The organism is Burkholderia sp. KJ006 (assembly GCF_000262695.1).
Lineage (GTDB): Bacteria > Pseudomonadota > Gammaproteobacteria > Burkholderiales > Burkholderiaceae > Burkholderia > Burkholderia vietnamiensis.
This window is the reverse complement of record NC_017922.1, coordinates 621,463-634,807: the sequence shown is the minus strand read 5'-3', so window position 1 is coordinate 634,807 and position 13,345 is coordinate 621,463. Positions and strand designations below refer to the sequence as shown.

The following is a 13,345-nucleotide window of genomic DNA, read 5'->3' as shown; positions in this document are numbered from 1 at the left end:
CTCCGGGGTGTTGGCGTCGTTCGGGCGACGACTGATGACGCCGATGGTGCGGGCCGCATGGGAAAACACCAATGCTGGTTCGGGACAATTGTTTTAGTATTTGGGCCAAATCGGCGCTTCGAGGGTTTCTCCGCATGAGCTTCTGGGACTTCACCCGGAGTCCGGCCAGCGCACGGCTGCTGGTCGATTTCGGCGACGAACGGGGCGTGCCGCATGCAAGGCTGCTGGCCGGCACGGGCCTCGCCGACGCGCAGCTCGACGATCCCAACGCCGAGGTGACGGCCGCGCAGGAACTGCGGCTGACCGGCAACCTGGTGCGCGCGCTCGGGCGTGCGCCGGGCCTCGGGTTCGAGGTCGGGCAGCGCTATCACTTCTCCGCGTACGGCGTGTGGGGCTATGGGCTGATCGCGAGCGCGACCGCGCGCGACGCGCTGGCGCTCGCGATGCGCTTCCTGCCGCTCACGTATGCGTACACGGTGATCACGTACCGCGAGGAGCCGCATACGGGCGTGCTGAATTTCGGTGCGCCGGAGCTCGAGACCGATCTGAGCCGTTTCCTCGTCGAGCGCGACATGGCGGCCGCTGCCGTGCTGCTGCAGGAAATCGGCGGCGGCGATTTCAGGTTGTCGCGCTTCACGATGCAGGCGGCGAGCGCGCCGAGTGGCGCCGCGCCGCGCATTGCCGGCATCGAACCGGTATTCGGCGCGCGGGCGAACAGCCTCGGGTTCGATCGCACGTTTCTGGACCGTCCATTGCCGCATGCGAATCCGCTGACCGTTTCGATGTGCGAGCAGATGTGCGCGCATCTGCTCGATGCGCGGCGTGCCCGGATCGGCACGGCGGAGATGGTGCGGCAGTATCTGACCGCGACGCCCGGCAACGTGCCGTTTTCGCTCGACGACATCGCACGGCTGATGAACACGAGCCCGCGCACGCTGAAGCGCCGGCTGCAGGAGGAGGGCACGACGTTCCGTACGCTGCTGGCCGAGGCCCGCGGCGCGATGGCCGAGGCGCTGCTCGGCGACGCGCATCTGCCGCTGACCGAAGTGGCCGAACGGCTCGGCTTCAGCGATTTATCGAGCTTTTCGCAGGCGTTCAAGCGCTGGTATGGGGTGCCGCCGGGGGCTTATCGGAGCGGGGTGCGGGGAGGCGGTGGGGCGGGGGGATGAGGGGGGCGGCGTGCGCGGATTCGTCGATCGCTCGTCGACAGGTGGTTCGACGGTGGCGCCGGCGAATGCCCAGCGGTTGCGCTGCTGTTGGGATGGGCAAGCAGCCGGCTGCTTGCTCGGCGAGCTTGGCGCGCAGAACGTGACGTCGTGACGGTGTGCGCCGCGACACCGTCGAGGCGCCTCAATCGTCAATCGTCCGTCTCGTGCAAAAGCCGGCGGGCTCTCCGCTCAGAGCCGCATGCGGCAACGCCTCACGTCCAAATCCGACGGCCGTTTGCAGACCCCGCCGTGATCTCACGCAAGCCGGCTGTCCTGCCATCAATCGCGCTTCACCCCAGCATCCGCCGCATGACCGCCCGGCAGCGCACCGAACATATGCTGACTGCACTTCGCCTCGCGCCAGGCGGTCCCGAGCCGAATGCCGCCGATCATCCGCCGCGCGACGGGAAGAATCTGTTCGCCCGCCAGAATGCCCAGCAAGCCGGCCAGCGCGATGGTGGGCGGCGCCGGAGACGGCACGCCGATCAGCGCGTAGACGATGCCGGCGAGAATGCCGGCGAGAAGTGAAGCAACGTACGGTTTCATGGCAATGGAACGTGACGGACAGCGTGTTGAAATAGCGATCGCGACCGGTTCGGCGGCGATCCGAAAGTCTCGAATCAGCCTATCAGGTCTTCGCGTTCATCCCATGTGCTTTCATTGAAATTCAGATCTTTTAAGCCTGAATATCGCTGGTCGAGATAATCAGAACGATTAACTGGCGTAGTCGGCTGCTTGCCGCTGAAATGGTGCGCGTTGACTGTCGAACCGCTCGACACAACGCATCGGACGCCTCGCAGATTCGTCGGCGGGGCAAGCCTCACATTTCTCCGCGTCAAAGGACATCATCGCCATGAGCAACCCGAAGCTTGAAGTACTGACTCCGCACAACAGCCAGCTGATCTTCATCGACCAGCAGCCGCAGATGGCGTTCGGCGTGCAATCGATCGATCGCCAGACGCTGAAGAACAACGTCGTCGGCCTCGCGAAGGCCGCGAAGGTCTTCAACATCCCGACCACGATCACGACCGTCGAAAGCGACAGCTTCTCGGGCCACACGTATCCGGAACTGCTCGACGTGTTCCCGAACCAGAAGACGCTCGAACGCACGTCGATGAACTCGTGGGACGACCAGAAAGTGCGCGACGCACTGGCCGCCAACGGCCGCAAGAAGGTGGTCGTGTCGGGCCTGTGGACCGAAGTCTGCAACACGACCTTCGCGCTGTGCGCGATGCTCGAAGGCGACTACGAAATCTACATGGTGTCCGACGCATCGGGCGGCACGTCGCAAGCCGCGCACGACGTCGCGATGCAGCGCATGGTGCAGGCCGGCGTGGTGCCGGTCACGTGGCAGCAGGTGCTGCTCGAATGGCAACGCGACTGGGCGCGCCGCGAAACGTATGACGCCGTGATGGCGATCGCCAAGGAGCATTCGGGCGCGTACGGGATGGGCGTCGACTACGCGTACACGATGGTCCACAAGACCGCGCCGCGCACCGCGACGCCGCACGAGTCGATCCCGCCGGTTCCGGCGAAGTAAGCGCAGACGGGCTACGACCGCCGCAGCGGCCATTGCCGCGCGGGCGCACGTGAGCGCGTCACGCATGCCGCGCGCGGCATGCGGGCCGGCACACCGCCGCCGCGTTCGACATTCTCCGGGAGATTTATCGCATGGAACCTTATCTGGTTTCCCTTGGTGCGGGCCTGCTGATCGGTGTGATTTACAGCGCCATCAAGGTTCGCTCTCCCGCACCGCCGCTGATTGCGCTGGTCGGGTTGCTCGGCATGCTGATCGGCGTGCAGGCCTTGCCCACCGTCAAACAGCTGTTTGGCTTCTGATCATCAAGAGGTGATGCACATGACCGCAACCGTGACCCAACCGGATCTGATCCTGCATAACGGGCGATTCACGACCCTCGACCGCGCGAACCCCATCGCGACCGCGGTCGCGATTGCCGCCGGCCGCTTCGTCGCCGTCGGCAGCGACGCGGACGTGATGCCGCTCGCGGGCCGCGCGACGAAGGTGGTCGATCTCGGCGGCCGCGGCGTGCTGCCCGGCCTGATCGACAACCACTGCCACGTGATTCGTGGCGGACTGAACTACAACATGGAGCTGCGCTGGGACGGCGTGCCGTCGCTCGCCGTCGCGATGGAGATGCTCAAGCGCCAGGTGGCCGTGACGCCCGCGCCGCAGTGGGTGCGCGTGGTCGGCGGCTTCACCGAGCATCAGTTCGTCGAGAAGCGCCTGCCGACGATCGACGAACTCAATGCAGTCGCGCCGGACACGCCGGTGTTCATCCTGCACCTGTACGATCGTGCGCTGCTGAACGCAGCGGCGCTGCGTGTCGTCGGCTATACGAAGGACACGCCGGAGCCGCCGGGCGGCACCATCCTGCGCGATGCCGCCGGCAACCCGACCGGCCTGCTGCTCGCGAACCCGAACGCGACGATCCTCTACGCGACGCTCGCGAAGGGGCCGAAGCTGCCGTTCGAGTATCAATACAATTCGACGCGCCATTTCATGCGCGAACTGAACCGGCTGGGCGTCACGGGCGTGATCGACGCGGGCGGCGGCTCGCAGAATTACCCGGAAGACTACGAGGTGATCCGCAAGCTGCACGACGCCGGCGAGATGACGATCCGCATCGCGTACAACCTGTTCACGCAGAAGCCGAACGCCGAGAAGGAAGACTTCGTGAACTGGACCAAGAGCGTCAAGTATCACGACGGAACCGACTACTTCCGCAACAACGGCGCCGGCGAGATGCTGGCGTTTTCCGCGGCCGACTTCGAAGATTTCCGCGTGGCGCGCCCGGACCTGCCCGCGCAGATGGAGGACGACCTCGAAGGCGTCGTGCGCGTGCTCGCGGAGAACCGCTGGCCGTGGCGCATGCACGCGACCTATGACGAGACGATCAGCCGCGCGCTCGACGTGTTCGAGAAGGTCAACAAGGACATCCCGCTCGAAGGGCTGAACTGGTTCTTCGATCACGCGGAAACCATCACCGAGAAATCGATGGACCGGATCGCCGCGCTCGGCGGCGGCATCGCGGTGCAGCACCGGATGGCGTATCAGGGCGAATACTTCGTCGAGCGCTACGGCGCGCAAGCCGCCGAGGCGACGCCGCCGGTCGCGAAGATGCTCGGCAAGGGGCTGAAGGTGTCGGCCGGCACCGACGCGACGCGCGTGGCGTCGTACAACCCGTGGGTATCGCTCGCGTGGCTCGTGACGGGCAAGACGGTCGGCGGCCTCAGGATGTATCCGCAGCGCAACCTGCTCGATCGCGAAACCGCGCTGCGGATGTGGACCGAGTACGTGACGTGGTTCTCGAACGAAGAAGGCAAGAAAGGGCGCATCGCGGTGGGGCAGCTTGCCGACCTCGTGGTCCCGGACCGCGATTTCTTCGCGTGCGCGGAGGACGATATCGCCGCCACGACTGCGTTGCTGACGGTGGTCGACGGCAAGATCGTCTGGGGTGCGGGGCCGTTCGAGTCGCACGACGCGCCGATCCCGCCGGCGATGCCCGACTGGTCGCCGGTGCGCGAGTTCGGCGGCTACGGCGGCTGGGGCGCGACGCAGCGCGCCGGTGCGCCGCTGCAACGCGCGGCGGCCGCCGCGATGTGCGGCTGCGCGAACGAATGCAACGTTCACCAGCATGCGCACGCGGGCGCATGGGGCAGCGCGTTGCCGACGTCCGACGCGAAGGGCTTCTGGGGCGCGTTCGGATGCTCGTGCTGGGCGATCTGAGATGACGGCACGTGCGGCTTACGACTGTCCGGCCTGGGTCGGCGCACTGCTGTCGCAGCGGTGGGTGCTGCCGGTCGCGCGCGCCGCGCTGGTGTCCGCGTATCTGATCGCGGGCATTTACAAGCTGCTCGACTTCAATGCAGCTGCCGCGGAGCAGGCGCACTTCGGCCTGCATCCCGGGCCCGTCTGGGCCGCGATGGCGATCGTGGTCGAGATCGGCGGGCCGCTGTGCGTGTTGTCCCGGCGCTTCACGTGGCTCGGCGCCGGCGGCCTCGGCGTGTTGACGCTCGTCGCGATGCTGGTGGCCGCCGACTTCTGGAACATGTCGGGCGCCGCGCGCTTCATGGCGCTCAACGCGTTCTTCGAGCATCTCGGGCTGATCGGCGGGCTGGTGCTCGTCGCCGTGCTCGGCAATACGCGCCGCCAGGCCGACGCCGACGCGTCGGTTCGATGAAGATGCGGTGGGCGCGGCGAGCATGCGCGGCGACGCCGATTTTGGAACGAGCAAGCGTGCGGCAGCCGAAGTTGGCGTGACGAGACAGGGCGTCCGTGCCCACACGCTGATCGATCGGCTGATCGAAGGCGAAGCAAGCAGCCGTCGGAACGGGCGACGCCGGGCGGTACGCGCAGGTTGCGTATCGCCCGGCGCTCGCCGTATCCGCGGTACGGTACATGCTGCGTTCATCGATGCAGCGCATGTAACGCGCCCGCGCAACGTCGGTTCGTCGTCCGCAATCTTTCCCATCGCTTCGATTCCGCTTACGAACCTCGTCAAGTGCGCGAACGACGCGACGCGCGATCGTCCCGCCGACGATTCACGGCGCGTGTGCGCGACACCGTGACGAGCGAACCGAATCGGTCGAACGACGCGAGCCTGGGCATCGGCGCGATCGCCGCTGCGTCGATTTTTACAGCGGGCTGCGAGGCCGCTCGGACACGCGCAGACGGCCGCGGGCCGCGAGCCGAGTCGTCACCTCGCGGCGCACCGGACCGGCCGTCCTCTATGCGCCGAACAGGCCCGGCTCGCGCGCCGCTATCGGCATCGGCTCCGTTGCATCGAGCGAGCCCGCAGTCGCACGGTTCGCTACGGCATCAAGCGGTCGTGCAGCGGTGCGCGAAAGATCCGCTGCGGGTCGTAGCGCGCGAGCGTCGCTCGCGCGGCGTCCCAGTTGCTTGTCGTTGATTGGCCGTCGCGATACAGGCGCGGGATCGTGACGGACAGCATGGTGCCGTCCTGCCAGGCGGCGGTGTCGGTGTAGCCCCAGCCCTTCGACCATTCGGGGCGCAGCATCGCATACGAACCCGTGTAGTTGGCCAGCATCCATTGCTCGATCTCGCGATAGAAGCGGTCGGCGCCGGGCGTGCCGGGCAACGTCAGAATGTCGAACCAGACGGCGACGTCCCATTCCGGGTGATCGGGGCGCGGCGTGAGCGCGGACAGCGTCGGCGCCACCGCTGCAGCGCCGACGTCGGCCGGCTGGTCGAGGCCGGTGATGCGGATCTCGACCGGGCCGTTGATCGGATATTCGTTGCGTGCCTTGTACGCGTCGATGCGGTTCTGATAGAACTGCACGAACTCGCCGATCACGCGCTGCACGTCGGCGCGCCGCGCCAGTACGGCGTAGCCGTTCGCGGTCACGCGCAGCGTCGTCGGCCGGATGTACTGAAGCACCGTGCGCGACCAGCCCCAGAGGTCCGCACTGAGCGTGAGCGCGAGGCCGGCGGCCGTCACCGCGAACTGCGTCTGGCCGAACAGCGGCGTCAACGAGGCTTCGCCGCCGATCACGATCCGCTTCACGAGATCCGAGATCGACTGCGAGATCGAATCGGAGAACGGATAGTTGTACGGCTGCGTGACGGTGCGCGACAACAACGGCTTGCTGGGCGTCGGCGTCCAGACCTTGAGCCACGGGGCGCTCGTGAACGGAAACCAGATCGCTTCGATCCGGCCCGAGCGGTCGAGCAACGATGAGATCGTGCGGCCGGCCGTGCCGGCCGGTGCGAACAACTCCGAAGCCGGAATGTCGACGAAGCTCTGGCAGCGCAGCCGCTGGTTGGGCCCGGCGATCAGCGTGACGTCGACGACGAAGGCCATCCCGAGATGCGCAAGGAACGCGCCGATCTCGGGATCGTTGCGCTCGAACCGGCGCAGCGCGTATTGCTGCCGCGCCGAATCGAACACGACCGCCGTCAGCGCGACGACGAGATTGCTCAGCGACCCATAGCTATGGCCCGGCTGCAGCGTTTCGCCGGTGGCCGGCACCGCGGTGCCGTGCGCGTCGATCGCGAGCGCGCCGCCGAGCGTGATGTCGCCGGGCGCAGGTGCGGCGATCAAGCCGAGGCCATATTGCTCGAGCGTCGCGAGCAAGCTCTCCAGCGACACGCCCGTTTGCGCGGTGACGCGCGCCGGACGCGCCGACGTGTCGACGGATACGGTCGTCAGCGACTTCGTCGTGTCGAGCAGCACGACATTGGCGGCGCCGGCGCCCGGATCCAGCGTCAACGGCGACCAGTTGTGCATGTAGCCGCGCGGTCGGACGCGGTAGCCGTTCGCGCGCGCCCAGTTGACGATCGCGACGACGTCATCGGCCGAGCGCGGCGCGGCCGTCCACACGTCTTGCACGGCAACTTCGCCGCTCCAGTTCTGGAACGCCTGCTTGTAAAGCGGCACGTCGGCCGGAAAGCCGGGCGGCGTCGCGCCGGCCGACTGCGCGTGCGCGGCGATCTGATAGAGCGGGGTCCAGCCGGCGACGACGCCGGCCGCCGCCAGCTTCGCCATGTCGGCCAGGAAGGATCGGCGCGCGGGTTCGTCTCGGAAGTCTTGATTCATCGTGTGCTCCAGTTCTTCGGATGCGTTTTGTGATTGGAGAAACGGCAATCGATGCGTTGAGGCGGGTGTGGCACTTCAAGCGCGTGTGATGCGCGAACGAGGTGGCGCGAGCGCGCATCGTCACGGGCGTTCAACGAGAGAAACGAGTATTTTTCGGACGACTTTTGCAACGAGCCGTCGACCGATCCTTCGGCCGAGGGAATATCGGTATTTCGATTGAATCTTTAATTGCGGCGGGCGGCCGTCAGCAACGGCGCGCGATAAAAGATGATGCGGCGTGAATGTTTATAGGCATGTTTCGATTTTCTGAATAAACGCTATCGTAATTCAAGGTAATTGGACTGCACATGCGTTATATCGCCGGGCGAGATTAGCAATTTATCCATCCGTGAGCAAGCCGCGGAGTTGATGAACTGCGCGGCTTCAATATGACGGGTTTGCGGCAGCCAGTGAACGGCATTTTGTGGGTATTTTGCAACGCAGGCGTCGATGCCATCGTAAATATTATCGAGGTGGATTTTTATTGCCGAATGGGGTAATCGGTCGGACGAGGCCGCCTGGCGGCCGCGATGAATTGTGCCCTTTCGTCGCGCATATTCGGCCGAGCATTGAGGGATTCGCAACAATGCACGGTATGCGGAACGCGAAGCCATACGGTTAAAAGAAAAACGGCGCGGCAAAGGTTGATATTCCAACTGCCGGGAACGTCGAATGGCGAGAATTCGTGGTATGCCGACGTCATCGGATTGTTACAGAAATTCAATGCAAAATGATATTGATTTATCGAGCTGATTCATGTTGCGTTCACGTGTCAGACGGTAGGGGAAGCTGAATTCGTATTCTCGATGGTCGAAAATCGACGAAGTCACCATCACGCCATCTGCAAACTTCTAAAATCGTGGCTATCATACGCAGCGGGTATTTATGCCGATCAAATTCAATGAAAATGATTGTTTCATTTTTCGATTGCGATTTTTGCTTGATTTGCAGGGAACTCATCCCGTTCGAAACGTCGTCGGGTTTTTCGATTTTGGCCTTCAACACGTGTGGCGACGGCGCGGTAATCGCGGCAGCCGCGCGCAACGATGCGTGTCGAGAAGCAGCGGCAGCAAATCGCGCCGATGCACGCGGGCATTGCGCCGCTGGTCGTCACGCAGGCACAACTAGGAGAGTCAGATGGTCGCGATATTCGCGAAGCTTGGGAAGGTGATTTCGAGCGCCGGCAGCGAGCGATTCGCATCCGACATGCATGCATTGCTGGTCGAATCCGTTCCGCTCGCCATCACCCGAATGACGGAATGGACGCTCGACAAGCCGGCCGGCGAAGTGGTGCACGTGCAGTCGCTCGGCGCGTTCGGCACGGCGGCGGCGCAGGGCGAGCGCGAGCCGGCGCATCCGCTGTTGAACCGGATCCGGTCCGCGAGCGACCGGCAACTCATCCACATCAGCCCGCAGCGCCAGCACGGTCACGGCAGCGAAGCCGCGCCGCCGCGCGGCGCATGCGATGGATTCCAGTGTCATCTGGTGTCGGGCAAGGCGAACCGCCGCTACGTGATCTCGCTGCATCGCGCGGCATCGCATCACGACTTCTCGTTGCGGGAAATGTCGTTCCTGAAGAATTTCGCCGATACGCTGCTGCCGCTCGTCGAATGGCACGCGTCGACGCGCCGCCACGGCGAGCGCGACTGCGCGCCGGCGCCGCTCGCGACCGGCGGCCTGCCGGGCGTCGACGCGCTGCGGCACGAGTTCGAGTCGAGGCTGGCGCGAGCGGCGGTCGCGCTGTCCGCTCGCGAAAGCGAAGTGTGCCTCGGCCTGCTCGCGGGCAAGATGCTGCGGGAACTGGCCGAAGAGCTCGGCGTGAAGGAAAGCACGGTGGAGACGTACATCAAGCGCGCCGCGGTGAAGCTCGGCATCAGCGGCCGGCACGGGCTCACGAAATGGATGATCGACGACTGCACGACCTACGCGTCGGCAGCGTGATCCGGTTCATGCCGGCGATCGACGACGATCGCCGGCAAGGCCGAGCGAGCCCCGATTGCGGATGTGCTCGGCCGCTTCGACGCCGGTTGCAGCAAGAGCCGTGACGATGTCGGTCGGCGCTGCGGCGCGGTTGAGTCCGAATGTACGATAGCCGGCGTACGAATCGACGCACAGCGCGGCCGCCGTGGCGATACGTGACGCGTTCGTACGACGCCTGCATCGGCGGCCGGCATGCAGCAGCGCGCGGCGCCGGGCTCAACGCACGCAGAGCAACCGACGGCCCTCGCGCATCCTACCCGCGAGCGTTCAGGTACCGAGGCGCGACGCCCCGCAGTCGCGGCACGCGCCGCCGGCGCGCTCCAGGCCGGCTTCCGTCGCGCCGCCGGCCGTTTCGTCCAGCATCCACCGCGTCAGGCCATGACGGCCGCCGAAGCCGAGCTTCACCGCGGCCCGCTTCAGGTAAGTCTCGACGGTGCTTTCGCGCAGCGCCAAGCGCATCGCGATCGCGGCCACCGTGTCGCCGGCCAGCAGCGCAGTGCACGCGTCGATCTCGCGCGCCGACAGCGTGACGCCGGCATGCCGCAGACGCTCGGCGAATCGCCGCGCGACGCGCTCGCGGCCCGATTCCGTCGCGGGCGGCACAACGGCGGCGAGCCGCGCCGGTGAGGGCGGAGCCGAGCCCAGCGCCGTCGCGTGGCTCGCGACGATCGGAAACAGCACGTGCGACAGTTCCTTGATGAAGTCCTGCTCCTGCGGCGAGAAATCGTCCGCCGTCTCGGCGCGATGCAACGAGATCACGTAACAGTGCGTGCGCTTGCGGCTCACGAGATGGAATTGCCGGCCGTGCGGCGACGCGTTTGCCGACAGCAGCGCGACGATGCGCTCGACCAGCGCGGGGGCCGCGCCGAGGCCGGCCGGCGTGTCGTCGACGTACACGCGGCGCGCGCTCGCTTGCGGCGGCATCTGCGCTTCATGGCCGGCCCCTGCCGCGCCGGTCTTGTCGGGCGCGGCGCCGAGGCTGCGCATCGCGAGCTCGCCGGCGGGCGCGGCGTCGACCGAAAATTCCGAAATGCGAATCTCGTCGACGGGGACCGCCGCCGAGATCAGGCTGTACATCATGCGGGGAAAGCGTCGGCTCCCGCTGCTCGAGATCGCTTCGCCGACGTGTGCGAACAATCTGCTGAACTCCATGAATGGATTCCTGATGAGACGTTGAAGCTGCGCTTGCGCGCACGGATGCCGACGTGATTTAAGCACCGGGCGGCGGCCGCGTCTGTAACGGATAGCAGGGACAGCCGATGAACGGCCGGCGGTGAATCGGGCGCGGCGACGCGCGCGCCCGGCGCGCCGCTCATCCTGCCGCTTCGGCTCGCGCGGTTTCCATCGCCGTATCGGAGAAGATCCGGCCGCGCTCGAGGCGAATGACGCGATCGGCCAGCCCGAAGTACTGGTCGTCATGCGTGATGATGACGACGCACTTGCCGCGCGCTCGCAGGTCGGGCACCAGCACCTCGTAGAAAAACCGCTTGAAAACGGGGTCCTGATCGGCGGCCCATTCGTCGAGGATATAGATCGGGCGATCCTCGATGTACGCGCAAAGCAGCGCGAGCCGCTTGCGTTGCCCGGTCGACAGCGCGGTCGTCGTCGAGTAATGCTTGCCGTCGATCCTGATCTTGTCAGCCAGCTTCAGCGTCTCGAGGTATCGGCGCGCACGCGCGATGCCTTCGTCCTCGCGATCGGGGCCGATCACGCGGTCGAACAGATGGAAATCGGTGAAGACGGCGGAGAACAGGTTTCGGTAGCGCTCCCGCGCATCGTCGTCGACGACTGCGCCATCGAGCGCGATGTGGCCTTCGGTGGGCGCATACAGGCCGCTGAGCACCTTGCCCAGGGTGCTCTTGCCGCTGCCGTTTCCGCCGATCACGTAGACCAGCTCGCCGGCATGAATCGTCATGTCGATCGGGCCGAGCACGAAGTCGGTCGTCGACTCGCTGTCGCGGTAGTTCATCTTCACGCCCTTCAGCTCGATGACGCGCCACGCGCCGGCCGATGACGATTCCGGCGCACGCTCGGGCGAGCGGTCGGCGGGCGAGACCTGCGTGTCGTCGACCAGGAAGCCGAACTCCGCCAGCCGCGCGAGCGCCGTCTTGCCCTCGGCCACCATCGGCAGAATATTGATCAGCATGGTCAGCGGACCCATCATGTAGAGCACGGCGAGAATGCTCGCGGTGAGCACCGACGGATCGACGACGCCGAGCGACGGCACGCCGAACAGCAGGAAGCCGAGCAGCACGGCCACCGTGATCTGGCCGATGGTGTCGCCGCCCATGAACCAGAAGCGCTCGATGTAATTGAAGCCGGCCACGCGCTTCGACGACAGCTCGATCGCGGCACGCGTGAACCAGCGCCGCCGCGCGCGGTTGAGCTTGAGCTCCTTGATGCCGAACACGAGCCCGTGCGTGTATTCGTTGAAGCGCACGAACTCGTCGCGAACGCGCTCGGTGAAATTGACCGCCCTCCGGTAGAAGAACAGGTAAAGCGCGAGGCCGACGATCGTCAGGACCATCGTCGACGCGAAGACGATCCAGGACAGATACGCGAGATAGGCGATGCTGCAGATCAGCACGACCGATTGAACGATGATCGTCGGTATCGTCAGCAGCGTCTGGCTCAGTTGCGGAATGTCCTGGGTGAGCAGCGTCAGGACGTTCGGCGCGCCGCGCCGGTCGATTTCGTCGAGCGGGGTCGCCAGGATCCGCTTGCACAGGTTGACGCGCAGGCGCGTCATCAGCTTCATGCACGCATAGGACGGCATCACGGCAGCGCCGCTGCGGCAGACGATCGCCACGACGTTGACCGCGATGAACACGAGCAGCAGCGTGCGTCGCTCGTCCGGGTCGTGCAGCGCGCGGCTGATGAGGCCGACGCCCACGATCGACGCGACGCCGCTCAGCAGCCCCGTCAGCACCGTGCCGAGCGTCAGCCACGGATGGCTGCGCCACATCAGCGTGACGGCCGAATGCCACGGCGGCGATTTGCTTTCAGCGAAATCCATGGGATGCCAATATGCTCAGTTGACCAGGTGGCTCAGCTCGACGTTGTGCGCCGCCGACCGCAATCTCGACGCGGTTTCGTGCCGGCCGAGGAACGCGATGCTGGCGACGATTTCGAGCGGCGAGTCGGAGAACAGCACGCAGCACTTCAGCACGCGCTGCGCACGGTCCCAGCCGAGGTCGGCCGCCGCGGCCGCGGCGCGCAACGACGCGTCGACCGACGCGGGCGCCCACGCGACGGCCTGGCTCAGCCGCGAATCGGCCGCGCGAAGGAACTGCAGCAGCGTGCGCGGATTGCTCACGATGCTGTACATGAGAACGTAATCGACCCGCCGCTTCTTCGTGATCAGCGGAAAAATCAGATCGATCACGTCGGCGGCCGATTCGCATTTCCCGAAGGTCAGCGCAATGGCCTCGGCGAGCTTGTGATCGCGGTGGAGCGAATCGAGTGCGGACTGCACGAACGCCGCTTCGTGGTCGGCGGTGGTGATTTTCATGGTCGTCATAGTCTGTCGGGATAGGGATT

Annotated in this window: 12 protein-coding genes; 6 read left to right on the top strand and 6 right to left on the bottom strand. The window is 65.8% G+C overall.

All coding sequences use genetic code 11. The features are described 5' to 3' along the window. Positions 1-134 precede the first annotated feature (134 nt). Entirely contained in the window at positions 135-1,169 is a 1,035-nt protein-coding gene (locus MYA_RS26830; protein ID WP_014725967.1) for an AraC family transcriptional regulator, read from the top strand. 318 nt (positions 1,170-1,487) lie between these two features. Here MYA_RS26830 and MYA_RS26825 read toward each other — a convergent pair whose 3' ends face one another. Beyond that, positions 1,488-1,754: a XapX domain-containing protein gene (locus MYA_RS26825; RefSeq protein ID WP_014725965.1), complete on the bottom strand. Its 267-nt coding sequence runs from the start codon at positions 1,752-1,754 to the stop codon at positions 1,488-1,490. A 307-nt stretch (positions 1,755-2,061) separates the two neighbouring features. Here MYA_RS26825 and MYA_RS26820 point away from each other — a divergent pair, with 307 nt between their 5' ends. The 4 genes from MYA_RS26820 (at position 2,062) to MYA_RS26805 (ending at position 5,410) form a co-directional block, all read left to right on the top strand. Then, positions 2,062-2,748 carry a hydrolase gene (locus tag MYA_RS26820; RefSeq protein WP_014725964.1) on the top strand — a complete coding sequence of 229 codons (687 nt, stop codon included), beginning with the start codon at positions 2,062-2,064 and terminating at the stop codon, positions 2,746-2,748. Between the two features lie 131 nt (positions 2,749-2,879). Further along, positions 2,880-3,047 (top strand): DUF1427 family protein, encoded by a 168-nt coding sequence (locus tag MYA_RS26815; protein ID WP_014725963.1) that lies wholly within the window; start codon positions 2,880-2,882, stop codon positions 3,045-3,047. A 19-nt stretch (positions 3,048-3,066) separates the two neighbouring features. Beyond that, on the top strand, positions 3,067-4,956 hold the full coding sequence (locus MYA_RS26810) for an amidohydrolase (protein ID WP_014725962.1): 1,890 nt from the start codon (positions 3,067-3,069) through the stop codon (positions 4,954-4,956). A 1-nt stretch (position 4,957) separates the two neighbouring features. After that, positions 4,958-5,410 carry a DoxX family protein gene (locus MYA_RS26805; RefSeq protein WP_014725961.1) on the top strand — a complete coding sequence of 151 codons (453 nt, stop codon included), beginning with the start codon at positions 4,958-4,960 and terminating at the stop codon, positions 5,408-5,410. A gap of 630 nt (positions 5,411-6,040) precedes the next feature. Here MYA_RS26805 and MYA_RS26795 read toward each other — a convergent pair. Continuing rightward, positions 6,041-7,786 (bottom strand): cholesterol oxidase substrate-binding domain-containing protein, encoded by a 1,746-nt coding sequence (locus MYA_RS26795; protein WP_014725959.1) that lies wholly within the window; start codon positions 7,784-7,786, stop codon positions 6,041-6,043. A 317-nt stretch (positions 7,787-8,103) separates the two neighbouring features. Then, a complete protein-coding gene (locus MYA_RS31560; protein ID WP_146230187.1) occupies positions 8,104-8,481 on the bottom strand; it encodes a hypothetical protein in 378 nt (125 codons plus the stop codon). A gap of 481 nt (positions 8,482-8,962) precedes the next feature. Between MYA_RS31560 and MYA_RS26790 the strand changes: the two genes are divergently transcribed. Continuing rightward, positions 8,963-9,766 carry a helix-turn-helix transcriptional regulator gene (locus MYA_RS26790; protein ID WP_014725956.1) on the top strand — a complete coding sequence of 268 codons (804 nt, stop codon included), beginning with the start codon at positions 8,963-8,965 and terminating at the stop codon, positions 9,764-9,766. Between the two features lie 306 nt (positions 9,767-10,072). Here the strand turns inward: MYA_RS26790 and MYA_RS26785 are convergent, their stop codons facing one another. The 3 genes from MYA_RS26785 to MYA_RS26775 all read right to left on the bottom strand — a co-directional run bounded on the left by MYA_RS26785 (position 10,073) and on the right by MYA_RS26775 (position 13,316). Then, complete coding sequence (locus MYA_RS26785) at positions 10,073-10,957, bottom strand: helix-turn-helix transcriptional regulator (protein ID WP_014725954.1); 885 nt, start codon at positions 10,955-10,957, stop codon at positions 10,073-10,075. A 160-nt stretch (positions 10,958-11,117) separates the two neighbouring features. Next, positions 11,118-12,821: a cyclic peptide export ABC transporter gene (locus MYA_RS26780; RefSeq protein ID WP_014725953.1), complete on the bottom strand. Its 1,704-nt coding sequence runs from the start codon at positions 12,819-12,821 to the stop codon at positions 11,118-11,120. 15 nt (positions 12,822-12,836) lie between these two features. After that, positions 12,837-13,316 carry a hypothetical protein gene (locus MYA_RS26775; protein WP_226147646.1) on the bottom strand — a complete coding sequence of 160 codons (480 nt, stop codon included), beginning with the start codon at positions 13,314-13,316 and terminating at the stop codon, positions 12,837-12,839. Positions 13,317-13,345: the final 29 nt, after the last annotated feature.

Coding starts and splice junctions, on each gene's coding strand:
- MYA_RS26790 (WP_014725956.1), top strand. CDS start 8,963: ATGGTCGCGATATTCGCGAAGCTTGGGAAGGTGATTTCGAGCGCCGGC.
- MYA_RS26775 (WP_226147646.1), bottom strand. CDS start 13,316: ATGAAAATCACCACCGCCGACCACGAAGCGGCGTTCGTGCAGTCCGCA.
- MYA_RS26810 (WP_014725962.1), top strand. CDS start 3,067: ATGACCGCAACCGTGACCCAACCGGATCTGATCCTGCATAACGGGCGA.
- MYA_RS26825 (WP_014725965.1), bottom strand. CDS start 1,754: ATGAAACCGTACGTTGCTTCACTTCTCGCCGGCATTCTCGCCGGCATC.
- MYA_RS26780 (WP_014725953.1), bottom strand. CDS start 12,821: ATGGATTTCGCTGAAAGCAAATCGCCGCCGTGGCATTCGGCCGTCACG.
- MYA_RS26820 (WP_014725964.1), top strand. CDS start 2,062: ATGAGCAACCCGAAGCTTGAAGTACTGACTCCGCACAACAGCCAGCTG.
- MYA_RS26830 (WP_014725967.1), top strand. CDS start 135: ATGAGCTTCTGGGACTTCACCCGGAGTCCGGCCAGCGCACGGCTGCTG.
- MYA_RS26805 (WP_014725961.1), top strand. CDS start 4,958: ATGACGGCACGTGCGGCTTACGACTGTCCGGCCTGGGTCGGCGCACTG.
- MYA_RS26815 (WP_014725963.1), top strand. CDS start 2,880: ATGGAACCTTATCTGGTTTCCCTTGGTGCGGGCCTGCTGATCGGTGTG.
- MYA_RS26785 (WP_014725954.1), bottom strand. CDS start 10,957: ATGGAGTTCAGCAGATTGTTCGCACACGTCGGCGAAGCGATCTCGAGC.
- MYA_RS26795 (WP_014725959.1), bottom strand. CDS start 7,786: ATGAATCAAGACTTCCGAGACGAACCCGCGCGCCGATCCTTCCTGGCC.